This window comes from Methylobacterium sp. CM6247, assembly GCF_054817925.1.
In genome coordinates, this window is record NZ_JBTXKX010000003.1 from 126,767 (window position 1) to 152,671 (window position 25,905).

Annotated in this window: 23 protein-coding genes; 15 read left to right on the forward strand and 8 right to left on the reverse strand. The window is 65.3% G+C overall.

Translation table 11 applies throughout. The features are described from left to right. Positions 1-19 precede the first annotated feature (19 nt). From fdhD to ACYQOP_RS01455, 5 genes are all read right to left on the reverse strand, one after another. On the reverse strand, positions 20-877 hold the full coding sequence (fdhD, locus tag ACYQOP_RS01435) for a formate dehydrogenase accessory sulfurtransferase FdhD (RefSeq protein ID WP_461220832.1): 858 nt from the start codon (positions 875-877) through the stop codon (positions 20-22). Then, positions 864-3,725 (reverse strand): formate dehydrogenase subunit alpha, encoded by a 2,862-nt coding sequence (gene fdhF / locus ACYQOP_RS01440; RefSeq protein ID WP_461220834.1) that lies wholly within the window; start codon positions 3,723-3,725, stop codon positions 864-866. Before fdhF ends, fdhD begins: the two co-directional genes overlap by 14 nt. A gap of 13 nt (positions 3,726-3,738) precedes the next feature. After that, on the reverse strand, positions 3,739-5,298 hold the full coding sequence (locus ACYQOP_RS01445; protein ID WP_461220836.1) for a formate dehydrogenase beta subunit: 1,560 nt from the start codon (positions 5,296-5,298) through the stop codon (positions 3,739-3,741). Then, complete coding sequence (locus ACYQOP_RS01450; protein WP_018044994.1) at positions 5,295-5,768, reverse strand: formate dehydrogenase subunit gamma; 474 nt, start codon at positions 5,766-5,768, stop codon at positions 5,295-5,297. Before ACYQOP_RS01450 ends, ACYQOP_RS01445 begins: the two co-directional genes overlap by 4 nt. 123 nt (positions 5,769-5,891) lie before the next feature. Further along, positions 5,892-6,800 (reverse strand): LysR family transcriptional regulator, encoded by a 909-nt coding sequence (locus ACYQOP_RS01455; RefSeq protein WP_056431607.1) that lies wholly within the window; start codon positions 6,798-6,800, stop codon positions 5,892-5,894. 410 nt (positions 6,801-7,210) lie between these two features. Between ACYQOP_RS01455 and coxB the strand changes: the two genes are divergently transcribed. From coxB to ACYQOP_RS01525, 14 genes are all read left to right on the forward strand, one after another. After that, positions 7,211-8,062 (forward strand): cytochrome c oxidase subunit II, encoded by an 852-nt coding sequence (gene coxB, locus ACYQOP_RS01460; protein WP_207411529.1) that lies wholly within the window; start codon positions 7,211-7,213, stop codon positions 8,060-8,062. Between the two features lie 107 nt (positions 8,063-8,169). Next, positions 8,170-9,798: a cytochrome c oxidase subunit I gene (gene ctaD, locus ACYQOP_RS01465; RefSeq protein WP_056452074.1), complete on the forward strand. Its 1,629-nt coding sequence runs from the start codon at positions 8,170-8,172 to the stop codon at positions 9,796-9,798. 154 nt (positions 9,799-9,952) lie between these two features. Beyond that, positions 9,953-10,915 carry a heme o synthase gene (locus ACYQOP_RS01470; RefSeq protein ID WP_311275014.1) on the forward strand — a complete coding sequence of 321 codons (963 nt, stop codon included), beginning with the start codon at positions 9,953-9,955 and terminating at the stop codon, positions 10,913-10,915. Next, positions 10,912-11,085, forward strand: a complete 174-nt coding sequence (locus ACYQOP_RS01475; protein WP_056431437.1) for a hypothetical protein — start codon at positions 10,912-10,914, stop codon at positions 11,083-11,085. Before ACYQOP_RS01470 ends, ACYQOP_RS01475 begins: the two co-directional genes overlap by 4 nt. A gap of 43 nt (positions 11,086-11,128) precedes the next feature. Continuing rightward, on the forward strand, positions 11,129-11,743 hold the full coding sequence (locus ACYQOP_RS01480; RefSeq protein WP_056431440.1) for a cytochrome c oxidase assembly protein: 615 nt from the start codon (positions 11,129-11,131) through the stop codon (positions 11,741-11,743). A 164-nt stretch (positions 11,744-11,907) separates the two neighbouring features. Then, positions 11,908-12,759, forward strand: a complete 852-nt coding sequence (locus ACYQOP_RS01485; protein WP_056431442.1) for a cytochrome c oxidase subunit 3 — start codon at positions 11,908-11,910, stop codon at positions 12,757-12,759. Positions 12,760-12,910: 151 nt separating this feature from the next. Further along, complete coding sequence (locus ACYQOP_RS01490; RefSeq protein ID WP_207411527.1) at positions 12,911-13,279, forward strand: DUF983 domain-containing protein; 369 nt, start codon at positions 12,911-12,913, stop codon at positions 13,277-13,279. Continuing rightward, the gene (locus tag ACYQOP_RS01495) at positions 13,279-14,055 is read left to right on the forward strand and encodes an SURF1 family protein (RefSeq protein WP_461220840.1); all 777 of its coding nucleotides are present in this window, start codon (positions 13,279-13,281) and stop codon (positions 14,053-14,055) included. Before ACYQOP_RS01490 ends, ACYQOP_RS01495 begins: the two co-directional genes overlap by 1 nt. 94 nt (positions 14,056-14,149) lie before the next feature. Continuing rightward, positions 14,150-14,584, forward strand: coding sequence for a DUF4864 domain-containing protein (locus tag ACYQOP_RS01500; RefSeq protein WP_461220841.1), 435 nt, complete (start codon positions 14,150-14,152; stop codon positions 14,582-14,584). 203 nt (positions 14,585-14,787) lie between these two features. After that, complete coding sequence (thrC, locus tag ACYQOP_RS01505; protein WP_056431453.1) at positions 14,788-16,200, forward strand: threonine synthase; 1,413 nt, start codon at positions 14,788-14,790, stop codon at positions 16,198-16,200. A gap of 6 nt (positions 16,201-16,206) precedes the next feature. Beyond that, positions 16,207-17,502, forward strand: coding sequence for a M16 family metallopeptidase (locus tag ACYQOP_RS01510; RefSeq protein ID WP_056431456.1), 1,296 nt, complete (start codon positions 16,207-16,209; stop codon positions 17,500-17,502). A 321-nt stretch (positions 17,503-17,823) separates the two neighbouring features. Continuing rightward, positions 17,824-20,709, forward strand: coding sequence for an EAL domain-containing protein (locus tag ACYQOP_RS01515; protein WP_461220844.1), 2,886 nt, complete (start codon positions 17,824-17,826; stop codon positions 20,707-20,709). A 114-nt stretch (positions 20,710-20,823) separates the two neighbouring features. Next, entirely contained in the window at positions 20,824-21,201 is a 378-nt protein-coding gene (locus tag ACYQOP_RS01520; RefSeq protein WP_461220845.1) for a hypothetical protein, read from the forward strand. A 76-nt stretch (positions 21,202-21,277) separates the two neighbouring features. Beyond that, positions 21,278-22,234, forward strand: coding sequence for a ferredoxin reductase domain-containing protein (locus ACYQOP_RS01525; RefSeq protein ID WP_461220847.1), 957 nt, complete (start codon positions 21,278-21,280; stop codon positions 22,232-22,234). Between the two features lie 101 nt (positions 22,235-22,335). On the opposite strand, the gene ACYQOP_RS01530 is transcribed toward ACYQOP_RS01525, so the two are convergent. The 3 genes from ACYQOP_RS01530 to ACYQOP_RS01540 form a co-directional block, all read right to left on the reverse strand. Further along, complete coding sequence (locus ACYQOP_RS01530) at positions 22,336-23,046, reverse strand: RlmE family RNA methyltransferase (RefSeq protein ID WP_461220849.1); 711 nt, start codon at positions 23,044-23,046, stop codon at positions 22,336-22,338. Further along, positions 23,043-24,077, reverse strand: a complete 1,035-nt coding sequence (locus ACYQOP_RS01535) for a Ppx/GppA phosphatase family protein (RefSeq protein ID WP_461225149.1) — start codon at positions 24,075-24,077, stop codon at positions 23,043-23,045. Before ACYQOP_RS01535 ends, ACYQOP_RS01530 begins: the two co-directional genes overlap by 4 nt. 184 nt (positions 24,078-24,261) lie before the next feature. After that, positions 24,262-24,732: a response regulator gene (locus tag ACYQOP_RS01540; RefSeq protein ID WP_207411518.1), complete on the reverse strand. Its 471-nt coding sequence runs from the start codon at positions 24,730-24,732 to the stop codon at positions 24,262-24,264. A gap of 392 nt (positions 24,733-25,124) precedes the next feature. On the opposite strand from ACYQOP_RS01540, the gene ACYQOP_RS01545 reads away from it, so the two are divergent. Further along, entirely contained in the window at positions 25,125-25,889 is a 765-nt protein-coding gene (locus ACYQOP_RS01545; protein WP_056431479.1) for a cold-shock protein, read from the forward strand. The last annotated feature ends 16 nt before the right edge of the window (positions 25,890-25,905 follow it).

A 25,905-nucleotide genomic window follows, 5' to 3' on the forward strand; every position in this document is an offset into this window, starting at 1 on the left:
AGGATCGGCCGCGCGCGACTTAGCGTTCGGCGGCAAAACGAAGACGTTCACGGCCGGAAAAGACCGTGAGGGTGTCCGACCGGGCGATGGCGCAGAGCGTGATGTCGTGCAGTCGCGCCCGGTCGATGGCGAGGGAGGTCGGGGCGGAGATCGCCACCAGAACGGCAGCGCCGAAGGTCGCAGTCTTCTCCACCATCTCGAACGAGCAGCGGCTGGTGATGACGACGAAGCCATCGTTGGGATCGGTCCCGGCCCGCATCAGCGCACCGATCAGCTTGTCGAGGCCGTTATGGCGCCCGACATCCTCGCGGACGGCGAGAAGATTGCCGTTCCGATCCGCCCAGGCCGCGGCATGGACGGCGCGGGTCGTGTGGTTGAGAACCTGCGCATCGCCCATTCCGAGCAGGGCGCGCTGGATCGATTCGATCCCGACTACCTGCATCGCGTGAGAACGCGGCTCTGCCTTCGGCAGGGCCGCGAGATCGTCGATGCCGCAGACGCCGCATCCGGTGCGACCGCTGATGGCGCGTTTCCGGGCAAGATGCTCGCGCAACCGCCCCGGAGCGAGATCCACGACGAGGCGCAATCCCACGTCTCCGTCCTCGACCTGGACCGACCTGATCTCGTCGGCGGACTCGACGATCCCCTCGGTGAGGCTGAACCCGTAGGCGAAATCCTCGAGGTCGGACGGGGTCGTCATCATGACGGCGTAGGGCACGCTGCCATAGACGAGGTTGATGGGCATCTCGACGGCAAGATCGCGATGCCCTTCGCGGGCCGTGGGATCGTCGTAGGCCACGACCAGGGTCGGGACACGCCGGCTCGTCGGAGCCGGCGCGTCGATGTCGTTCAGATCGTTCCGTTCACTCGGCAGCATTCAATTGCGTCGCGATTCTCGTGAGCGAGAAGTCCTCCTCGAAGAACTTCGCCTGCCAATCCGACGGACGGTTCGTCCGCCGCACCTGTACCGCCGTCACCTTATACTCGGGGCAGTTGGTGGCCCAGTCCGAGTAGTCGGTGGTGATGACATTGGCACCGGTCTTGGCATGGTGGAACGTGGTGTAGACCACGCCCGGCTGCATCCGCTCGGAGACGATCGCCTTCAGGGCGATGTCGCCGGAGCGGCTCTCGAGAGCCACGAGATCGCCGTCGAGAATGCCGCGAACCTCGGCATCGAACGGATGGATCTCCAGCACGTCCTCCTCGTGCCAGCGCGAGTTCTCCGTGCGGCGCGTCTGTGCGCCGACATTATACTGCGACAGGATGCGGCCGGTGGTGAGGATGAGCGGGAAGCGCGGTCCGGTGCGCTCCTCGGTCGCCACGTACTCGGTGATCATGAACTTGCCGAGGCCGCGAACGAACCGGTCCACGTGCATCATCGGCGTACCGTTGGGAGCGGCGTCGTTGCACGGCCACTGGATCGAGCCGAGTTCGTCGATCTTCGCGAAGCTCACGCCCTTGAAGCTCGGGGTGAGCGAGGCGATCTCGTCCATGATCTCGCTCGGATGCGAGTAGTTCATCGGATAGCCGAGGGCGTTCGAGAGCAGCATCGTGCCCTCCCAATCACCGACGCCGGAGAGTGGCGGCATCACCTTGCGGACGCGGGAAATGCGACGCTCGGCATTGGTGAAGGTACCGTCCTTCTCAAGGAACGACGCGCCCGGCAGGAAGACATGGGCGTATTTCGCCGTCTCGTTCAGGAAGATGTCCTGGACGACGATGCATTCCATCGCCATCAGGCCGGCGGTGACGTGGTGCGTGTCCGGGTCGGACTGAGCGATGTCCTCGCCCTGGATGTACATGCCCTTGAAGGCGCCATCGACGGCCTCGTCGAGCATGTTGGTGATGCGCAGGCCCGGATCCTTGTCGAGGGAAACGCCCCAGAGCGATTCGAAGGTCTCGCGGGTGGCGTCGTCCGACACGTGGCGGTAGCCCGGCAGTTCGTGCGGGAACGAGCCCATGTCGCACGAACCCTGGACGTTGTTCTGTCCGCGCAGCGGGTTCACGCCGGCGCCCAGCATGCCGATATTGCCGGTGGCCATGGCGATGTTGGCCATGCCCATGACCATGGTCGAGCCCTGGCTGTGCTCGGTGACGCCGAGACCGTAATAGATGCCCGCGGCTCCGCCGGTGGCGTAGAGGCGGGCGGCGCCCCGGATATCCTCGGGCTTCACGCCGATCTTGTCGGCCTGGGCCTCGGGCGAATGACGCTCCTCGGCGATGAAACGAGCCCAGGATTCGAAATCGCCGAGGTCGCAGCGCTCGCGGACATAGGCCTCGTCGATCAGCCCTTCCGTGACGATGACATGCGCCATCGCGTTGATGAAGGCGACGTTGGAGCCGGGCTTCAGCGGCAGGTGGTAATCGGCCTCGATATGGGGCGACTTCACCAGGTCGATCCTGCGCGGATCGGCGACGATGAGCTTGGCGCCCTCACGCAGGCGCTTCTTCATCCGCGAGCCGAAAACCGGGTGACCGTCGGTCGGGTTCGCGCCGATGACGAGGATCACGTCAGAATGCGCCACCGAGGCGAAATCCTGCGTGCCGGCCGACGTGCCGAGCGTCGACATCAGGCCGTAGCCGGTGGGCGAGTGGCAGACGCGGGCGCAGGTATCGACGTTGTTGTTGCCGAAGGCGGCGCGAACGAGCTTCTGGACGAGGTAGGCTTCCTCGTTGGTGCAGCGCGACGAGGTGATGCCGCCCACTGAATCCTTGCCGTACTGGGCTTGGATTCGCTTGAACTCGGAAGCGGCGCGATCGATCGCGACCTCCCACGACACTTCCTGCCAGGGGTCCGTGATCTTGTCGCGGATCATCGGCTTGGTGATGCGGTCCTTGTGCGTGGCGTAGCCGTAGGCGAAGCGGCCCTTGACGCAGGAATGGCCGTCATTGGCCTTGCCGCCCTTGTAGGGGACCATGCGGACGATGCGGGTGCCCTGCATCTCGGCCTTGAACGAGCAGCCGACGCCGCAATAGGCGCAGGTGGTGATCTCGGAATGGTCCGGCTGGCCATGCTCGATGATCGACTTCTCCTGAAGCGTCGCCGTGGGGCAGGCCTGGACGCAGGCGCCACAGGAGACACATTCGGAGTTGAAGAAGTCGGTGGGGCCGGCGGCCACGCGGCTGTCGAAGCCTCGGCCCGAAATTGTGAGCGCGAAGGTGCCCTGCGTCTCTTCGCAAGCGCGGACGCAGCGATTGCAGACGATGCACTTCGACGGATCGTAGGTGAAATACGGGTTGGACGTGTCCTTGGCCAGGTACTGGTCCGAGGACGGCTTCACGTGGTTGGCGCCGTCATAGCCGTAGCGCACGTCGCGCAGGCCGACCGCGCCGGCCATGTCCTGCAATTCGCAATCGCCGTTGGCGGCACAGGTCAGGCAGTCGAGCGGGTGATCGGAGATGTAGAGCTCCATCACGCCCTTGCGCAGCTTGGCGAGCTTATCCGTCTGGGTCGAGACCACCATGCCGTTCTCGGCCGGGGTGGTGCAGGAGGCCGGCGTGCCGCGCCGCCCCTCGATCTCCACGAGACAGAGCCGGCAGGAGCCGAAGGCTTCCAGCGAATCGGTGGCGCAGAGCTTGGGGATCTGCGTGCCGGCATGCATCGCCGCCGCCATCACCGAGGTGCCGGCGGGAACGGTGACGCTCATACCGTCGATGGTGAGGGTGACGGTCTGCTCGTTCACCCGGATCGGGGTGCCGTAATCGATCTCTTTGATGAGGGCCATGGGTCGCGCCTCCTTATTCAGCAGCCACGGACATCGGTCCGCGCTGCTGGAAATCCTCGGGGAAATGGGTGATCGCGCTCATGACGGGCATCGGTGTGAGCCCGCCCATGGCGCAGAGCGACCCGTCGGTCATGACGTCGCAAAGATCGGCCACGACGGCGAGATTCTCGGTAGGGCGGATGCCGGCGATGACCTTGTCCATCGTCTCGACGCCGCGCGTCGCGCCGATGCGGCAGGGGGTGCACTTTCCGCAGGATTCCACTGCGCAGAACTCGAAAGCGAAGCGGGCCTGTTTGGCCATGTCGACGGTATCGTCGAACACCACGATGCCGCCATGGCCGACGAGGCCTTTCTTGGCCGCCATCGCCTCGTAATCGAGGGGCGTGTCGAGGAGATGGTCGGGGAAGTAGGCCCCGAGCGGGCCGCCAACCTGGACCGCCCGGACCGGACGGCCGCTCTGCGTGCCGCCACCGAAATCCTCGATGATCTCGCGTAGGGTGATGCCGAACGCGAACTCGATGAGGCCGCCATGCTTGATGTTGCCGGCGAGCTGGATCGCCAGCGTGCCGAGCGAACGGCCCATGCCGTAATCGGCATATGCCTTGGCACCATGTTCCAGGATGTAAGGCACGGCCGTGAAGGTCATGACGTTGTTGACGAGGGTCGGCTGGCCGAGGAAGCCCTTCAGTGCCGGGATCGGCGGCTTGGCCCGGACGATGCCGCGACGACCCTCCAGGCTCTCCAGCAGCGAGGTCTCCTCGCCGCAGATATAGGCGCCGGCGCCCAGGCGCACTTCGAGGTGGAAGGCCTTGCCCGAGCCCGCCACGTTGTCGCCGAGATAGCCGGCGGACTTGGCATTGACGATCGCTTCCTTCAGCGTCGCGAAAGCCTGCGGATATTCCGAGCGCAGATAGATGTAGCCGCGCGTGGCCCCCGTCGCGATGCCCGCGATGGTCATGCCCTCGATGAGGTTGAAGGGATCGCCCTCCATCATCATCCGGTCTGCGAAGGTGCCCGAATCGCCCTCGTCGGCATTGCAGACGACGTATTTCTGCTCGGACTGGGCGAGCATCACCGTGTTCCACTTGATGCCGGCGGGGAAGCCGGCACCGCCGCGTCCGCGCAGGCCGGAATCGCGCACCTGGGCCACGATACCGGCGGCATCGAGCTTCAGCGCGGCATCCAGGCCGTTATAGCCGCCATGCGCCCGGTAATCCTCCACCGAGACGGGATCGATCACGCCGCAGCGATGGAAGGTCAGACGCTGCTGCCGGGCGAGATACGGCATCTCCTCGGGCTTGCCGAGGCGAAGGGCATGTTCGCCGCCATTCACCAAGCCGGCATCGAGAAGGCTGTCGACATCGCCGGGCGTGACGGGACCGTAGGCGATGCGGCCCTCCGGCGTCGCGACCTCGACCATGGGCTCCAGCCACAGCATCCCGCGCGAGCCAGTGCGGACGATGGTGACGTCGAGACCGCGGCGCTCGGCGCCGGCGAAGATCGCGCGGGCGACACGGTTGGCGCCGAGACCGAGCGCGACGGCGTCGCGCGGGACATAAATGGTGATGCTCACGACTTCATCTCCGTGAGGGCCGATTCCAGGGAATCTGCGGTGAGGCGCGCCAGCGGCTCATCGTCGACCAGGGCGCCCGGGCCGTTGGCGCAGAGGCCGAGGCAGTAGACCGGCTCCACCGTGATCTGGCCGTCCGGCGTCGTGCCGTGCCAATCGATGCCAAGGCGGGCAAGGATATCCGCGTGGAGGGCGTCGGATCCCATGGCCTGGCAGGCCTCGGCGCGGCACAGCTTCACCTGATGCTTGCCCGAGGGGGCACGGCGGAAGTCGTGGTAGAACGTGATGCAGCCATGCACCTCGGCCCGCGACAGGTTCAGCGCGTCCGCGATGAGCGGAACAGCGCCCTCGTCGACGTAGCCAAAGGTTTCCTGCAAGGCGTGGAGGATGGGGAGCGTGGCGCCTTCGAGATGCGTATGGTCGGCGATGATGCCGGCCGCACGCTGCGCGCTCCATGGCTCATGCTGCAGCATTGTTCCTACCCGGATGAACTTGTTGTCATTCCAAGGTGGTATATCTCCACCCATGAATCAATCGTCCGGTTCGGTCGTTCGACAATGCTTTTTTGTTATAATTCCATTGTGCGGCGCAAAAACTCAGAGTGACGAGATGTTTTCGGCGATCGTCGGTGCGATCGCCTGCCCCTCGACGATGAGTGCGGCACAGAGCGGTGTCATCGGATCGCGCTCCGGCACGACGAGCCCGATCATGTGGCTGACATCGGGTTCGACGATGGGCACGGAGCGGACCCGCTCACTGAGGCGGAAACTGTCGGCGAGAACGGCGGGCATCACGCTGGCCCATTTGGCCGTGCGGACATGGGTCAACAAGACGATCATCGAGTTCGACTGCAGCAACGGCTCGGCGTTCCAACCGGCATTCTGGAGATGGCGGTCGACGATGCGGCGGTTCTGCATATCGGGCGTCAGAAGACAGAGAGGAAGACGGCCGACCTCGTCCCAGGTCACCGAATCCCGCATTCCGTAGATGCCGTCGACCGCGGTGAGCAGGCGGTAACGCTCGCGATAGAGCGGCACGGCAATGACTTTGCCGAGCGGCTCGTTCTCCAGATAGGTTATCCCGGCATCGATCTCGTGGTCGGCGATCAACCGGCCGATCTCGCCGGAGGTGGTGGATTGCACCGAGAATCGCACGTCGGGATGGCGGGCGCGGAATGGGGTGGTCAGCGAGGCGACGATCGGCGTAGCGGTGGGAATCGCCGCAAGGCGAAGAGTGCCCGACAATCCCCGGCGCAGGCTCGCGACTTCCTCCCGCATGGCGCGCGCATCACCGACGATCCGGCGTGCCCAGTCGAGAACACGCTCACCTTCCGGGGTGAAACCCTGGAATCGGGAACCGCGCTCCACCAGCAGGACGCCGAGCCGCTCTTCGAGCTGCTTCACTCCGGCCGAGAGCGTCTGCTGGGAAACGTTGCAGAATTGCGCGGCCCGGCCGAAATGCCGCTCGCGAGCCAGGGCAAGGAGGAATTCGAGGCGTTCGATCACCGCCACGACCTTATGGTGTTCATCCCCGAATTCGCTTCCCGGAATATGCGCCCGCATGTCTCCCGCGGAGCCGGTCACTCTCCATAGCGGGAACCGCGCTATACTGGCGAGGGATTCACGGTCGAAGACGGCGGCAATACAAATTTAAGTTTGCCGTCGAGCAAAATTGCTTTGATTCCCCCAGTCATTCGGGCTCCACGGGTGCTGCACTACGGGGAAAGGCACAACCATGCGACGCTGTTGCGGTTGCGCCATCGACCTCCATGTGGTCTGACACCCGCAATGGCGACCCGGATTTCACATCCGAGGTCCGCCTTTCCCGTTAAGCGAGGACTTGCGCGCGACGTCAAAAGTCGCAAGACGCTTCGGGACGACGTAGAACGATACCAAAGGGGAGCCACGAGAGGCACATGCGGACCACGCAGGCGCAACACCGGTCATCATGGGGACTTGCTGCGGGCGCTCTTGCTGCGCTCGGCACCACCCTCGTTTCTTCAGCTGCCCTGGCGGCCGGCATCGGCCAGCCCGAGCCGTGGCAGATGGACCGTCAGGTCGCCGTCACCGAGAACGCGCGGGACATCCACACGTTCGAGCAGGGGATGCATTGGCTCTCCTTCGGCATCTCGGCTTTCGTGCTGGGATTGATCATCTACTGCATCTTCAAGTTCAACGCGAAGGCCAACCCGGTCCCCTCGAAGACCACGCACAACACCATGATCGAAGTGGCCTGGACGATCGTCCCGGTGCTGATCCTCGTGGCGGTCGCCATCCCCTCGTTCCGCCTGCTCCGCACCCAGCTCTCGGATCCGAAGGCCGACGTCATCGTCAAGGTGATCGGCCATGCCTGGTACTGGTCCTACGAGTACCCGGCGGTCGAGAATGGCGGCGGCTTCACCTTCGACGCCAATATCGACGAAGAGAAGCAGCCCAAGCTGCTCGGCACCGACAACGACATGGTCGTCCCGGTGAACAAGATCGTGAAGATCCAGGTGACCGCCGCCGACGTGCTGCATTCCTGGGCGATGCCGTCCTTCGGCTTCAAGATCGACGCGATCCCCGGCCGCCTGAACCAGTTCTGGTTCAAGGCCGAGCGCGAGGGCACCTATCACGGCCAGTGCTCAGAGCTCTGCGGCGCCCGCCATGCCTACATGCCCATCACGGTGCAGGTGGTGAGTGACGAAGCCTATGCGGCCTGGCTCGCAGAGGGGAAGACCAAGTTCGCCCGCCTCGACGACGGTTCGAAGTTCGCAGAAGCCAAGTAGCGGCTTTTTCCGGCGCCGCTCGACGGCTCCGGCTGGACCGGCCCTTGATCGGGCCGGTTCATTCGCAAATCGAGAGATTTAGAGAAACCTGAACAGGGTCTGCATCGATGGCAACCGCCACAGCACAATCAGGGCATCACGACGCCCACGCCTCCCATACGCCGTCCTTCTTCGCCCGTTGGTTCCTGTCGACCAACCATAAGGACATCGGCACTCTCTACCTCCTGTTCGCGTTCTGCGCGGGCATCATCGGCGCGTTCCTCTCCTTCGGCATCCGCATGGAGATGGAAGAGCCCGGCCTGCAGTACTTCTCGAATCCCGGCACCTACAACGTGTTCGTGACCGGCCACGGTCTCATCATGGTGTTCTTCATGGTGATGCCGGCGCTCATCGGCGGCTTCGGCAACTGGTTCGTGCCCCTCATGATCGGCGCGCCGGACATGGCGTTCCCGCGCATGAACAACATCTCGTTCTGGCTCACCGTCTCCGGCTTCGCGAGCCTTCTCTGCTCGCTCTTCGTCGAAGGCGCGCCGGGAACGTCAGGCGCCGGCACCGGCTGGACCGTCTATCCGCCGCTCTCGACCTCGGGCCATCCCGGCCCCTCCGTCGATTTCGCGATCTTCGCCCTTCACCTTTCCGGTGCTGGCTCGATCCTCGGCGCCATCAACTTCATCACCACCATCCTGAACATGCGCGCGCCGGGCATGACCCTGCACAAGATGCCGCTGTTCGCCTGGGCTGAGCTCGTCACCGCGTTCCTGCTGCTCCTGTCGCTCCCGGTCCTCGCCGGCGCGATCACGATGCTGCTCACCGACCGCAACTTCGGCACGACCTTCTTCGATCCGGCCGGCGGTGGTGATCCGGTGCTCTACCAGCACCTGTTCTGGTTCTTCGGTCACCCCGAAGTGTACATCATGATCCTGCCGGCCTTCGGCATCGTCTCGCACATCATCTCGACCTTCTCGCGCAAGCCCGTCTTCGGCTACCTCGCCATGGCCTACGCCATGGTCGCCATCGGCGTCGTCGGCTTCGTCGTGTGGGCGCACCACATGTACACGGTCGGCCTGTCGCTCCAGACGCAATCCTACTTCGTCTTCGCCACCATGGTCATCGCGGTGCCCACCGGCGTGAAGATCTTCTCCTGGATCGCGACGATGTGGGGTGGCTCGATCCGCTTCACCGCCGCCATGCACTGGGCGGTCGGCTTCATCTTCCTGTTCACGGTCGGCGGCGTCACCGGCGTCGTGCTGGCGAACTCGGCGGTCGATAAGTACCTGCACGACACCTATTACGTCGTGGCGCACTTCCACTACGTCCTGTCGCTCGGCGCCGTGTTCATCATCTTCGCCGGTGTCTACTACTGGTTCCCAAAGATGACCGGCTACGTCATCCCGGAATGGGCCGGCAAGCTGCACTTCTGGCTCGCCTTCATCGGTGCGAACATCCTGTTCTTCCCGATGCACTTCCTGGGTCTGGCCGGCATGCCGCGTCGCTACGCCGATTACCCGGAGGCCTTCGCCGGCTGGCACAAGGTCTCGACCTGGGGCGGTCATATCTTCGCCCTCGGCATGGTGGTGTTCTTCATCGGCGTCGTTCTCGCCTTCCGCTCAAAGGTCCGCGCGGCAGACAATCCCTGGGGCGAAGGCGCCACCACCCTCGAGTGGACGCTCTCCTCCCCGCCGCCCTTCCACCAGTTCGAGACCCTCCCGACCATCGTCGACGAGCACGGTCACTAAGACACGAACCGAAACGATACGGATTGCGAGGACCGCGCCAGCGGTCCTCGCTCTTTCCCGGATGCCTCTCCCAGCGAGGGGCGTCCCGCAAAGGGCGGCGCCTCAGACGGCGTGATCCGAACCCCGGCCAGACCGACAACAGCATCAGGTACCCATGACGAGCCTGTCGAACAGCGTATCTGCTGCCGCCGAGCCGCAAGATTTCGCCCCCGCCCCGATGATGGTGGGCGGCGAGGTCTCGGACTTCTTCGCGCTCTTGAAGCCCCGCGTGATGGTGCTGGTGATCTTCACGGCGCTGGTCGGCATGGTGGTGTCCCATGTCCAGATCCAGCCGGTCGTCGGAGTGATCTCTCTCCTCATGATCGCGGTGGGCGCCGGTGCCTCCGGCTGTCTCAACATGTGGTGGGACGCCGATATCGACGCGGTGATGACCCGTACGGCGACGCGCCCGATCCCCGGCGGCCGTATCCAGCCCGGTGAAGCCCTGGCCTTCGGCCTCGTCCTGTCGGTGGGTTCGGTCCTGGTGCTCGGCCTCGCCTCGAACTGGCTGGCCGCCTCGCTGCTCGCTTTCACGATCGTCTTCTACGCGGTCGTCTACTCCATGTGGCTGAAGCGGGCGACGCCGCAGAACATCGTCATCGGCGGCGCCGCCGGCGCCCTCCCCCCGATGATCGGCCAGGCTGCCGTATCGGGATCGGTGGGCATCGAATCGACGGTCCTGTTCCTCATCATCTTCATCTGGACGCCGCCGCATTTCTGGGCGCTCGCGCTCATCAAGGCGGGAGAATACGCCAAGGCCGGCATCCCGATGATGCCGAACGTCGCCGGGCCTCAATCCACACGGCGCCAGATCATCTACTACTCGATCCTGCTGTTCCCGGTGGGCCTCGCCCCGGTCTTCCTCGGCTTCGGCGGATGGCTCTACGGCGTCACCGCCTTCCTCGGCGGCCTCGGGATGCTGGCCTTCAGCGTCCACGTCTACCGCAACCGTGAGGGCGAGGCGGAACGCAAGGCCGCGCTCGGCATGTTCGGCTTCTCGATCCTCTATCTCTTCCTGCTGTTCTCGGCGGTCTTGGCCGAGCAGGGCCTGGGACTGTTCCGTGCGGTGCTCGCGTGACCTCGGTGCCGGGTAAATCCACTCCGCCGCGGCAGCTGACGCCCGAAGAGCGCCAGCGCCAGCGCAGGCGCTCCATCGCCATCGCCACGGTGCTGTTCGTCCTCGTGGCCATCTTCTACGCGTTGACCATCGCCAAGCTCGGACCGCAGATCCTCAATCGCCCGCTGTGACCGCATCGACCGGGTCGTTCAGCGAAGAAAGTCGGACGTCATCATGACCGACGTGAAAAGCCCGCGAAGCGGCAATCCGAACCGCAAGGCCTCGGTCACGGCCCTCGCCTGCGCGGGTCTGGCGGTGGGCATGATCGGCTTGGCCTTCGCCTCGGCGCCGCTCTACGACATGTTCTGCAAGGCCACCGGCTTTGACGGCACGCCTCGCGTCGGGCTTGCATCGACGCAGGTCGCCACGGATGACAGCATGGTCGTCCATCTCGACACGAACGTCGCGTCGACCCTGCCTTGGCGCTTCGTCGCCGAGACGCCGAAGATCGAAGTTCGCCTCGGCGAGACGAAGACCGTGTTCTTCCGGGTGAAGAATACGGGGACGACCCCCTCGACGGGGATCGCGACCTACAACGTCCAGCCGGGACTGATGGGGAGCTTCTTCGTGAAGATCCAATGCTTCTGCTTCAATGAGCAGACGCTCCAGCCCGGGGAGACGATGGATTTCCCAGTGGTGTTCTACATCGATCCGGCCGTGAGAGCCGACTCGAACACCGCCCACCTGCAGGAGCTCACGCTCTCCTATACGTATTTCGCGTCGAAGAATGGCCAGCCCTCGGCCGCGCTCGCGACGACGGACGGCAAGAATGCGAAAACCAATTTCTGAGGCCATCAAAAATTTTGGCGGGACGCGTTTTCGACGCGCCAGATTTTTGAGGTCTCAAGCGTGACAACACTGCGCCGTCCCGATTAAGGGTTCCGGTGTAGCCGAACGTTCAGAAGGTCAGAGCCGTTCGCGGCATTGGGCCCGGGGTGAGGAGAAGAGTTAAGATGGCCGAGGCGCACGCCAAGAATCACGACTTCCATATCTTGAGCCCGAGCCCTTGGCCGCTGTTGGGTGCCTTCTCCGGCTTCCTCATGGCGTTCGGCGCCGTGTTCTGGATGAAGAGCCTTCAGATCGGCACGCTCAGCCCCGGTCCCTACATCTTCGGCGCCGGAACGATCGGCGTGCTCTACGTAATGTTCGCCTGGTGGCGTGACGTCGTCCACGAGGCGAATGCCGGCGACCACACCCGCGTCGTGCAGCTTCACCACCGCTACGGCATGATCATGTTCATCGCCTCCGAGGTGATGTTCTTCGCCGCCTGGTTCTGGGCCTATTTCGAGGCCGCCCTCTACACGGCCGACCCGATCCAGACCACGCGCCTGGACTTCACGGGCGGCACCTGGCCGCCGAAGGGTATCGAGGCGTTCGATCCCTGGCATCTGCCGCTGCTCAACACCCTGATTTTGCTGACCTCGGGCACCACCATCACCTGGGCTCACCACGCCCTGCTGAACAACGACCGCAAGGGTCTGAAATACGGCCTGTGGCTCACGATCATCCTCGGCGTGCTGTTCACGGCCTGCCAGGCCTATGAGTACAGCCACGCGCATTTCGGCTTCTCTGGCAGCATCTACTCGGCCACCTTCTTCATGGCGACGGGCTTCCACGGCGCGCACGTCATCATCGGGACGATCTTCCTCGCGATCTGCCTTTACCGGGTCTATCTCGGCCAATTCACGGTCCAGCAGCATCTCGGTTTCGAGTTCGCCGCCTGGTACTGGCACTTCGTCGACGTGGTCTGGCTGTTCCTGTTCGCCTCGATCTACGTCTGGGGCGCCGGCACGGCGGCTCACTGAGGCGTCGGCCCGATCACGGCCGAACGGTACGGCGAAGCGACACAGGTATGAGAAACAGGGCGGCGCGAGCCGCCCTTTTTCGTGCGATGGATAGTTCGGTTTCCCATATGCGGCAGAGGACAGACATGTCCGTCGCCGAGGAGCATGCATCGTGAATCAGCAGCGGCCGCTACCGCCTCCCATCCCGACCGGATTGCGTTGCCGCTGCCCCCGCTGCGGCGAGGGTGCGATGTTCGACGGATTCCTGACCTTTAAACCGTCCTGCGAGGTCTGCGGTCTCGACTACTCGACCTTCAATGCCGGCGACGGGCCGGCCTTCTTCGTCATGTCCATCGTCGGCATCGTCGTCGTCGGGCTGGCGCTTTGGCTCGAAATCACCTTCGAACCGCCGATTTGGGTCCATGCCTCCGTGGCCATCACCCTCTCGGTCGGTCTCAGCCTGCTGCTGGTTCGACCGTTGAAGGGGATGCTGGCCGCCTTGCAGTTCGCCAATAAAGCCGAGGAGGGGCGCTTTCGCTGATGTCGACGGAAGTTCGTCCCGGTGCCCTGCGGTCGCTGCTCGCCCCGGGCATCGTCTCGCTGATCTGCCTCGCCATTCTGCTGAGCCTTGGAATCTGGCAGTTGCAGCGGAAGGGCGAGAAGGAAGCCCTGATCGGCCGCATCGTGGCCCGTTCGCGTGTCGAGCCTCCCGCGCCTCTCCCGGCGCGCGGGGATTGGGACGTGGCGCGGGACGAGTTCAAGCGCGTACGGGTGACCGGGACGCTGCTGAACGACCAGGAGACGTTGGTCCACGGTCTCGCGGCCGGCGCCGTACCCGGCAATGCCCTGCAGGGTTTCTACGTGCTGACGCCACTGAAGCGGGATGATGATGGAAGTCTCGTCATCATCAACCGTGGCTTCGTCCCCACCGAATTGAAAAGCCCGGCGCGGCGCCCATCGGGGCAGATCGCCGGATCGACGACGATCACCGGCATGCTGCGCGGTCCGGAGACCCGCACCATGTTCGTTCCGCCGCCGGAGCCCGCCAAGGGCGAGTGGTTCCATCGCGACATCGACGGCATCGCTGCGGCTCGGGGGCTGACCGTGATGCCCTACCTCATCGAGGCCGATGCCACGCCCAATCCCGGCGGCTGGCCGAAGGGGGGACAACTCCGGGTCGATCTTCCCAACAACCACATGCAATATGCCTTCACGTGGTTCGGCATCGCGGCCTGCCTCGTCGGCGTCTTCGGCGTCTTCGCCTGGAAACGTCTCTCCGACATGGGGGACGATACGGCAGCGAACCCGGCCCGCTAGCTCTGGCTCTTCGTCGCCGAAGATCGCCGGCTCTTGTCGGCGGCAAGCGTCGCGCTATCCTGCACAGGGTCGCCCCGATTGCGGAGTGTGATCCATGCGCGCTGTCTCCTCACTGCTGATCGGTTTCCTGTCTCTGGCCGCGAGCCATTCGGCCTCGCCGGCCCATGCCGCCGACGAAGCGGCGAAGCTGAAAGCTCGGGCGGCTGTGGAGCGGCAGATCGAGGCGTTCCGCAAAGACGACGCGGCGATGGCCTATGCCCAGGCCGCCCCGTCGATCCAAGGGATGTTCACCTCGCCCGAGACATTCATCGAGATGGTGCGGAAGGGATACGCCGCCGTCTACCGCGCCCGCAGCTTCAGCATCGATCGTGTGGAAGAGAGCGGCGAGGATGGCATCTCTCTCGGCGTCAAGCTGCAGGACGAAAACGGTATCGACTGGATGGCGCTCTACAGTCTCGAGAAGCAGAGCGACGGCGATTGGCGGATCAGCGGATGCCGCCTCGTCAAGGCGCCGGGCAGCGCCGCGTAAGAGGATGAACCGGTCGACATACCTCGGCGCCGAACGAAGGCGTGGGTCGAGCGGTTTCTCGATGAGGTTCGGACGCGCCGATCGATCCCGTCCCTCGGCGTCCCCGTCGCGGGCCCGCAGACTCTCTTCGCGCAGGCGGCAATTTCCCGCTTTCGACAGACCGACCCACATCGTGTAGACCGGCGCCCTTCCCGGAGGCCCCTTTGCTACACGTTTCGACCCGCGGCGCCGCGGCGCCCCTCAGCTTTTCCGATGCTCTCCTCGCCGGTCTCGCCCGCGACGGCGGTTTGTACCTGCCCGAGAGCTGGCCGCAGATTTCCCGTGACGCGATCGCCGGACTGGCGGGACAGCGTTATGCCGATGCGGCCAAGCTCGTCCTGCGGCCGCTGATCGACGGCGAGATCGCGGATGCCGATCTCGACCGGATGATCGAGGAATCCTACGCCACGTTCCGCCACCCGGCGGTGTGCCCGCTGGTGCAGCTCGACGACAACCTGTTTCTGCTGGAGCTCTTCCACGGTCCGACGCTGGCGTTCAAGGACGTGGCGATGCAGCTTCTCGGCCGGTTGATGGACCACGTCCTGCGGTCCCGCGGCTCGCGCGCCACCATCGTCGGCGCCACCTCGGGCGATACCGGCAGCGCCGCCGTCGAGGCTTTCCGCGGGCTCGATCAGGTCGATATCTTCATCCTGTTTCCCTATGGCCGCGTCTCCGAGGTGCAGCGCCGCCAGATGACCTCGGTGGGGGCGGACAATGTCCACGCCATCGCCATCGACGGTAACTTCGACGATTGCCAGAACATCGTCAAAGCGTTGTTCCAGCACGCGGATTTCGCCGACGAGCTGAGGCTCTCCGGCGTCAACTCGATCAACTGGGCGCGAGTCGCCGCGCAGGCGGTCTATTACTTCACGAGCGCCGTGGCCCTGGGCGCACCGCACCGCCCGGTCTCCTTCGCGGTGCCGACAGGCAATTTCGGCGACATCCTCGCCGGGTGGGTCGCCAAGCGCATGGGCCTTCCCATCGAACGCCTCATGATCGGCACCAACGCCAACGATATCCTGGCCCGCACCCTGGAACACGGTGCCTACGAAGTTCGCGGTGTTCAGCCGACCACCTCGCCCTCCATGGACATCCAGATCTCGTCGAATTTCGAGCGGCTTCTGTTCGAGGCCCTGGGCCGCGACGCGTCCAGCCTGTCGCGGCTGATGGCCGGATTGAAGCAGTCGGGCGGTTTCCATCTCGACGAGACGGTACTCAAAGCCGTCCGCGACGAGTTCGACGCGGCCTCGGTCCCCGAAGAGGCCGTCATCGCCGAGATCGCACGGGTGCACCGGGAGATCGGCATGGTCATCGACCCGCACACCGCCATCGGCGTTCACGCCGGCCGCCGCCTTCTCGAGAAGGATGCGAAGACGCCGGTCGTCGCCCTGGCCACCGCTCATCCGGCCAAGTTTCCGGATGCGGTCTCCCAGGCGACGGGCGGCCTACGCCCCGTGCTGCCGCCGCATCTCGCCGACCTGCTGGATCGGAAGGAGCGCTTCGACCGCGTCGCCAACGACCAGGCGGCGGTGGAAGCCTTCATCCGCGCACATTCACGCATCACGGCCGGGAACTGAGACAGCATGAACCAGCATTTCGCGACCCATGGCGCCTCTCCCGGCCTGAAAGTATCCCGCCTCTCCAACGGCATCACCGTCACCACGGAGACGATGCCGGGTGTCGCGACCGCGACACTGGGAGTCTGGGTGGGCGCCGGATCGCGCCACGAGCGGGCCGATGAGGGCGGCCTCAGCCATCTCATCGAGCATATGGCGTTCAAGGGAACCGAGACCCGCTCCGCCCGCCGGATCGCCGAGGACATCGAGAATGTCGGCGGTGACATTAATGCCGCCACCAGCGCGGAGGGTACCAGCTACACCGCGCGCGTGCTCGGCGAGGATGCCGGCGTCGCCCTCGACGTGATCGGCGACATCCTCACCCGATCGGTCTTCGACGCTGGCGAGCTCGCCCGCGAGAAGGGGGTGATCCTGCAGGAATACGCCGCCATCGAGGATACGCCGGACGACGTGGTCTACGAGGCCTTCACCGCGGCGGCTTTCCCGGATCAGCCGATCGGCCGTCCGATCATCGGCACGCCGCAGACCATCGCGAGCTTCGACCGCGATGCCATCGAAGCCTATCTCGCCCGCGAATACACCCCGGACCGCATCGTCGTGGCCGCAGCGGGCGCCATCTCCCACGAGGCCATCGTCGAGGCGGCCGAGCACCATTTCGGCGGGATGCCGGCGACGGTCGCTCCGGAAATGGTCCCCGGCACCTATGTCGGCGGCGAGAAGCGGATCCAGAAAAAGCTCGAACAGGCCAATCTCGTGCTGGGCCTGCCCGGCCTCTCCTTTCGCGACGAAGGCTATTACGCCCTTCACATGTTCGCGCAGGTGCTCGGCGGCGGTCTCACCTCACGGCTCTGGCACGAGGTGCGCGAGACCCGCGGCCTCGCCTACGAGATCCAGGCGTTCCACTGGTCCTTCGTCGATTGCGGCCTGTTCGGCATTGGCGCCGGCACGTCCGGCTCGGATCTCGCCGAACTCGTCGACGTGACCCTGGCCGCCACGGCGAAGGCGGCGCGTGACGCGGATTCGGTCGAGGTCGCCCGCGCCAAGGCCCAGGTGAAGGTGGCTTTGCTGTCGGCCCTGGAGACCCCCGGCGGTCGGATCGAACGCAATGCCCGCCAGATGCTGGCCTGGGGCAGGGTGATCCCGCCGCCGGAGGTCATCGCCAAGATCGACGCCGTCACCGTGGACGATGTGAGAGCGGCGGGTTTGCGTCTGCTCTCGGGCGCTCCGACGCTGGCGGCGATCGGGCCGATCAAAAAGCTTCCGTCCCTGGAGAAGATGAGGGGCGTGCTTCAGGCAAGCTGAGCAGCGTTCCCGGTTCGACGCGGATGCGCCGGACCGGGAACAGAAAAACGGAAAGTTCCTGGTCGGAATGGGTCCTGCCCCGTCAATGCCGCCGCGCGCAGCATTTTGGCGGTGAAGCTCCACCATCGTGAAGCGTTACCGGCTTGTTTTGGCCGCAAAGGAGCGCGATCCCATCCTCCTCGGCGCTACGCCAAGAAGCAGTGGGTGCCGCAATGCGAGGCAGACCGCTCGCCTTGTCCGTGGACCCCCCCGCCGGTACGACTGGGCTACAAGCTGAGCCGTATTCCTCATCAGTGCCCGCCCGGCCGGAACACTCGCCCGTTGCGCAGATCGCTCTACGTCCTCAACGTTTTCGTCTCCCTGCTGATCGGCATCCTGGTAACGGGAGCGCCGGCTTCGGCCGTGGAGGCCGTGCGGGTGACCCTCGACGCTCCGGCCATCGACCTGACGCCGATGATCGAGCGCTACCGCTCCGATGGCGACCTGATCCAGATCTCCACCGCCCCCGGCAAGGACGGCATCGTCCGCCGCATCGTGGTGAAGGCTCGCGATAGCGGCGCACGACCGGACTGGATGGTGTTCGCGCTCACCAACGACACCGACGAGCAGATCGACCGGGTTCTCGTGGCCCCGCATTTCCGTCTCGTCGGGTCGGGGGTGATCTGGCCGGATCTGGGAGGCTCGCGCATCGCCGCGATCACGGCGAGCCAGGGCATCCGGCCCGAACGCGACGAGAACCCGGAAGCCGACCAGTTCGTCATCACCCTCGATCCCGGCGCGACCGTGACCTTCGTGGCCGAGCTGCATGGGCCGAACGTGCCGCAGGTCTATCTCTGGGACCAGGAAGCCTACCGCAAGAAATCCACCGGCCTGACGCTCTACAAGGGCATCATCATCGGTATTGCCGGCCTTCTCGCCCTGTTCCTCACGATCATCTTCGTGGTGAAGGGTGCGATCATCTTTCCGGCGGCCGCGGCTTTGGCCTGGGCCGTTCTCGCCTATGCCTGTATCGACTTTGGCTTTCTGCAGCGGGTCTTTCCCGTCACCGAGGTGGCCGAGCGGGTCTATCGCGCATCCGCCGAGGCCGTGCTCGGCGCGACGCTCCTCGTTTTCCTGTTCGCCTATCTCAACCTCAGCCGCTGGCATGTACGCTACGGCCACGTGGCGTTCTTCTGGCTCGCCTTTCTCGCCGGCCTCGTCGGCCTTGCGGTCTTCGATCCGCCGGTAGCGGCCGGCGTTGCCCGCATCTCCATCGCCGCCGTCGCCGGCGTCGGCCTGCTGCTGATCGTCTATCTGGCCATTCATAACGGCTACGACCGCGCGATCCTTCTCGTACCGACCTGGTTCCTCCTTCTCGTCTGGGTCGTGGCTGCGGGCTTCGCCATCACCGGACAGATCGGCAGCGACCTCGTCCAACCGGCCCTGATCGGCGGTCTCGTCCTGATCGTCATGCTCATCGGCTTCACGGTGATGCAGCACGCCTTCACCGGGGGCGGGATGACCCATTCCCTGGTCTCCGACACAGAGCGCCGCGCTTTGGCCCTGACGGGCGCCGGCGATGTGGTGTTCGATTGGGATGTCCCGGGAGACCGGGTCTTCGCCGGCCAGGAGATCGAGAGCCAGCTCGGCCTGAAGCGCGGCACCCTGGAGGGCCCGGCCTCGAACTGGCTCGGCCTCGTCCATCCCTTCGACGTGGACCGCTATTCGACGGCGCTGGACACGGTGATCGAAGAGCGGCGCGGCCGCATCGTTCACGATTTCCGCCTCCGCTCCACGGAAGGCCTCTATGTCTGGTACCGGCTGAAGGCACGGCCGGTGATCGGGCCGGACGGCGAAGTCATTCGCATCGTCGGCACCATCTCGGACGTTACCGAAGTGAAGACGGCCGAGGAGCGCCTGCTCTACGACGCGATTCATGACAGCCTCACCGGCCTGCCCAACCGCGAATTGTTCAACGACCGCCTCGACGCCGCCCTCGCCTTCGCGAGTCAGGATGCGCGCCTGAAGCCGACGACGATCCTCCTCGACGTCGACCGGTTCAAGGCGATCAACGATGCCATCGGCCTCTCGGCTGGCGATTCGATCCTGCTCACCCTGTCGCGCCGTCTCGGCCGGCTGCTGCGCCCTCAGGATACCTTGGCCCGCATCGCCGGGGATGAATTCGGACTGATCCTGCTGTCGGAGCGGGAGCCCGACCGCATCATCGCCTTCACGGACATGATCCGCCGGGCGATCGCCACGCCCATCACCTATGCCGACCGCGAGATCTTCCTCACGGTCTCGGTGGGGATCGTCCTGCATGAGGTCGGCACCGCCCTCAAACGCGAAGACGTCTTCAAGAACGCCGAGATCGCCATGATCCAGGCCAAGCGCAACGGCGGCGACCGCACCGAAGTGTTCCGTGCCTCCATGCGCAACGAGCGCAGCGACCGGCTGATGCTCGAAGCCGACCTGCAGCGGGCGATCGAGCGCAACGAGATGAAGGTGCTGTTCCAGCCCGTCGTCCGCCTCGAGGACCGCACGGTGGCGGGTTTCGAGACGGTCCTGCGCTGGGATCACGCCAAGCTCGGCCGTATCCCCTCCTCCACCTTCATGCCGATCGCAGAGGAGAGCGGCTTCGTCGTCACGCTGGGCATCTTCGCGTTGGAGCGCACCGCCCTCGAACTCGCGGCCTGGCAGCGATCGCTCGATGTCGATCCCCCGATCTTCGCCTGCGTGAACGTCTCCTCGCGGCAGATACTCCGACACGACCTGCTTCATGACGTTAAGACGATCATGGCCCGGTCGGGCGTGCTGCCCGGTTCGCTCAAGCTCGAATTCGGCGAGGGTCTGGTGATGGAGAACCCGGAATATGCGGCCCAGATGCTGAGCCGCATCCACGAACTCGGCGCCGGCCTGTCGCTGGACGATTTCGGCACCGGTTACTCGGCCCTGTCCTATCTCCAGCGGTTCCCGTTCGACACGATCAAGATCGACCCGACATTCGTGCGCCAGATGGCGGGCGGGCGATCGGTCATGCTGCGCTCCATCGTGAAGATGGCCCAGGAACTTGGCCTCGCCATCATCGCTGATGGGGCGGAGAACGAATCCGACGCGCAGACCCTGGCCGAGTTCGGTTGCGAATACGCCCAGGGGACGGCATTCGGCGATCCGATGTCGATGCTTCAGGCCCGCCAATTGGTCGGCGCGGCGCCGGAAGCGGCCTGATCGCCAAACCGTCACGGTTGAATTAAACGTCCCTTAACCATGATCGCGCATCGTCACGATCGAGATGGATCGAACGGCGCGGCATGACTTGCCGTTCGTCAGGAGGCGGGCGTGATGGCCGAAGCGGCATTGCGATTAGGCAACGAATTCGGTCACGGCGAGGATTTCGGCTCGGATATCGTCAGGCGTCTGATGGCCCGGCCGATCCGCACCGGCGCCACCCCGAAGCGCGCGGACGCCTCCCCGGTGGCTTTGCCAGCCGAGCCGGTAGTGGAGGCGGTCGAAGAGATCGCTCTCGACACCGATCTGGCGCGGCTGCGTTCAGAGATCCTGGTGATGAAGGCGGTGCTGCGGGCCGAGCGGGAAGAGAACGCCGGCATCCGCGCCAGCGTCGAACGCCTTGCCGGACCGGAGCCGCTGTCGCCGGAAGCCCGTGCCGTGCGTGACCGCTGGGCCGTCCTCGTGGACAAGCTTCTCGACGGACCTCGTTGAGGTATCCGCCATCGGCCGGCGCACGTCACCCGACGCCGGCCTCCTTTCGACTTCTCTCATCCTCCGAGGCTCGACCATGAGCGCGCGCTGCTCGCTTGTCGTCAACGGCAAGGCCGTGCGGGTCTCGACCGGCGATACGCCGCTCGAAGCCGCCCTTGCCGACGGCGTCATCGCCCCCACGACCGGTCTGCACGGTTCCCATCTTCTCGGGCAGGGTTCCAACCCTTCGCCGCGCCGGGCGCAGGCCCGTCTGCACCGGGCCGAACCCGTCAAGCTCTCTTCACTCCGCCCCTCCAAGGCGGGCGAAAGCCTCGTCTTCGCCGAAGTGAAGCCGGCCGCGCAGGCGCGTCGGGTCGGTACGGTCACGCAGATCGCGCCGCTCGGCGCCCATGTGATCGAGGTCGTCGTCACGATCACGCGCCGACTCGATCTCGAGCCCGGTCACCAAGTGACCGCCACGTTCGAAGGCTTCGAGCCGATCGACGTGAGCCCGACCCTGCGCCTCGACGGTACGACGGAGCTCAACGAGCTCGTCTTCCACCTCCGCCTCGGACATGCGTGCAACGCGATCACTCACGCCCTCGGCGAGGAGATCCTTCTCGGACATCCGGTCAAGATCAAGGGACCGGTCGGGCGCGGCTATTATCGCCCCGGCGGCGGCCGACTGCTGCTGGTGGGCCGGGAGACGGGCTTCGCCCCGATCTGGTCGATCGCCCGGGCGGCGCGCTACATCGAGCCCAACCGCGAGATCGTGGTGGTGATCGGTGCCAGCGATCCCCTCGACCTGTACATGCGTCCGTCGCTCGATTGGCTCAAGGCCACGGGTGTGTCGCGGATCACCCTCGTCGCCGACAGGATGAGGCAGCGGCCTCCGGACGTGCGTCCCGGTCCCCTCACGGCGCATCTCAGTGGCCTGAAGACCACCGATGTCGTGCATGTGGCGGGGGATACCTCCACCGTGGGCGCCGTCGAGGTTCTGGCTGCGGGTGCCGGAGCGCGGTGCTACCCGATCCTGATCCCGCCGGGTCTTTAGCCGCGAAGCGTCGCTGTGAGCGGCGCCGATCCCGGCCGATCGCGATCAGCCGGTTCGGCGGATGAGAGGACAACCATGAGCCCACTCGCCGCCGCCAGATATCAAGCGTTTTCCTCGACAGCTTCCGCCGACCCGCGAAACCCGGTGGCCAGCACGTAGAGCTCGCTCGAATCGGCACGGCTCGCCGAAGGCTTCACGTGGCGCACCAGGGTGAAGTCGCGCTTCAGGTCGGCGAGCAGGGTACCCTCAGTCCCACCCTGGAACACCTTGGCGAGATAGGTGCCTCCGGGCGCCAGCACCTCACGGGCGAATTCCGCGGCGGTCTCGGCCAGGCCGATGATGCGCAGATGGTCCGTCTGCTTGTGGCCGGTGGTGTTGGCCGCCATGTCGGACATGACGATATCAGCCTGACCGCCGAGGAGATCGATCAGCCTTTTCGGAGCGTCGGGATCGAGAAAGTCCAGGGTGATGAACTCGACGCCGACCATCGGCTCGATTTCGAGAAGATCGATGCCGACGATCCGGCCGCTCGGCCCGACGATCTTGGCGGCGACCTGAGACCAGCCTCCGGGCGCCGCGCCCAGATCGATGATCTTCTGGTTCGGCTTCAGGATCTTGAAACGCTCGTCGATCTCGAAGAGCTTGAAGGCGGCGCGCGAGCGGTAGCCCTCGCGCTTGGCCCGCGCCACGTAGGGATCGTTGAGTTGCCGTTCGAGCCACCGCTTCTGAGATGCAGTGCGGCCGCGCCCCGTCTTCACCCGCTGCTTGAGATCGCCTCGCAACCCGCCGCCCGCGCCACGCCTGTCGGTCAACGGTAGCCTCCGCGGCGCCAGACGCCGTCTTCGCGCATCATGTTCATCAAGAGACCTTCGCGCAGCCCCCGGTCGGCGATGCGAAGCCGTTCGGAGGGGAATGCCCGGCGGATCGCTTCCAGAATGGCGCAACCCGCGAGGACGAGATCGGCGCGATCGCGACCGATACAGGGATTGTCTGCCCGCTGGTCCAGGCGGGTGTCGAGCAAATCGTCGATGGCATCGCTCACGTCGCCATCGCTCATCCACAGCCCATCGACGCGGCGGCGCTCATAGCGCGCGAGACGCAGATGCATGGCGGCAAGGGTCGTCACCGTTCCCGAGGTGCCGAGAAGATGGAAATGCCGGGCATTCGCGGCGGGTGCGGCGCGGATGGCGAAGCGCGACAGCATGTCGGCCACCTCCTCCACCATGCCCTCGAACATTAGGCGTGTGACGTCGGCGGCACCGTGCCGCTCGGCCAGCGTCACGACGCCGACGGGAAGCGAATCCCAAGCGCGGATTCGCAAGGTGGGGTCCGCCGACGGGTTCGTGGCCGCGCCGTCGAGCCAGGCGATTTCCGTGGACCCGCCGCCGATATCGAAGATGACGACCGATTCGGAGTAAGGATCGGCCAGGGCCGCACAACCGGTGACCGCAAGATAGGCCTCGGTCTGCCGATCGACGATCTCGAGGTCGAGGCCCACCTCGTCCCGTACGCGCGCCACGAAATCGGCCCCGTTCACGGCGAGCCGGCACGCCTCGGTGGCGATGATCTTGGCACGGGCGACGCCACGCGATTCCATCTTGGCGCGGCAGACCCGCAAAGCCTCCAGAGTTCGCTCCACGGCGGCATCGCTGAGACGATCGGACGTCCCGAGCCCCTCACCGAGGCGGACGATCCGGGAAAACGCATCGATCACGCGAAAGCCATGGGAGGCAGGCTCGGCGATCAGCAGGCGGCAATTGTTGGTCCCCAGGTCGAGGGCGGCATAGGTGTTACGCCGTCCGGGGCGAAATCCCGCCGCCGGTGAACGACCCGTATCCGGCATGGCGGGGGCGGCATTCGGTGAAGTCGTGCCGGCCATGGGGCGGGCCGGCGTCATGGCGGCACTCTCTTCCCTCATCGGCCTTGCCGGAATCCTCGATCGTGGCCCCACCGGATAGGCCGGCCATCATTCGATAGGAAGCCTACAGGCCTTGGGCGTCAGTGCAAAGCCTCGATCTATGATCGGCTTAGAGACCTTTGCCGGCAGCCGATATTCTGGGGACAGGCCGCAGCAGGCTCTTCACCTGGGAGAACGGTCTCGGCCGATTGATGACTTCGTCCAGACGCGACCACAAGGTCTTCGGTGAGAAAGGCTTGGCGATGATCTCGTTGACCCCGAGGGAGATGGCGCGGTCCACGACGTTGCGGCGGGGCTGAGCCAGCATCAGGATGATCGGCACGGTGGGCGACGGCGAGGTGGTGGGGGTGCGCGCGAGCCGGATGAACTCCTCGCCCGACAGAATCGCCAGATCCCAATCGATGATCGTGATGTCCGGCTTGCTCTCCGCCAACACGCCGAGCGCCTCCGCACCATCGGGGGCTTCGAGGACGCGTTTGATCCCCACGCGCATCAGCATGTCGCGAACGATTCGGCGGATATAGAGGCTCTCGTCGACGACGAGGGCCGAAAGATCCGGAAATGATGGGGTAGCGATCATCGGACAGAGGTTCCGGGCCACCTGTTTTCGCAGGTGCCTCGGCGCATCTTAACGGCCATCGATTTGCATTTTCCTAACGCGACCGAGAAAAATTCGAGACGCGAAGTCGTTCAGCCGCATGACATTTGGGGATTCTGTACGCACTGCCCTGCCGGCGCGCCGGGGCGCTTCGCCCGGACTTGATTGCGTAATCTGCCGCAGGAAATCAGAGGAACCTTACCGAGAGGGGCGACAAGCATCTTGCGATGAAGCCCAGATTCAGTCAGGACTATGGCGTTATTCTTGGTCACCGCTGCCGAGAGTGATGATAGTGTGGTGAAGCGCCCGTCTGGGACGGCGCGCACCCGGTATTCGATGACAGATGGTCGGCGGACGGTTTTTGCGAGCTTTCGATGGGACGTGGTCGTGATTTCAGGGGGCCGCAGAAGCGCGGCTTCGATGAGGGTGGTGCCGAGCCTCGCTGGCCGGATCAGGCACCCCCGAGCGGTGGCTTCGGCGGTGGGTACGGCGGTGGCGGCGGCGGTTTCGATCGCGGTCCGGCCCGTGCGGCAGCCGCTCCTTCTGGGCCGGAGCGCGACGCGACGGTCAAGTGGTTCAACAAGGAGAAGGGCTTCGGCTTCGTCGAACTGGCTGACGGTTCGGGCGATGCGTTCCTTCACATCCGCGCTGTCGAGGCCGCCGGCCATGCCGACCTCCTCCCCGGCACGCGCCTGACCGTCCACACCGCGCAGGGCCAGAAGGGTCCGCAGGTCACGGACGTGACCAGCGTCGACACGTCGACGGCCGAAGCTGAGCCCCCGCGTCGTGCGCCTGCACCCCGCGCCGGTGGTTTCGGCGGCGGTGACCGCTTCAGCGGCGGTGGCGGCGGCTACGGCGGCGGCAACGATCGCTTCGGCGGCGGTGGCGGAGCCGGCGGCGGCGGTGGTCGTTTCGCCAGCGGACCCTCGGTCGAAATGAGCGGCACCGTGAAGTGGTACGATCCGGCCAAGGGCTTCGGCTTCGTCTCCGTGAATGACGGTGGCAAGGACGTGTTCGTGCACCGTTCGGCTCTGTCGCGCGCTGGGCTCGAGTCCCTCGCCGAAGGCCAGCAGGTCACCCTCAGCGTGATCGACGGTCAGAAGGGCCGCGAGGCCCAGAGCATCAACGCCGATTACTGATCGACGTCGATGCCTC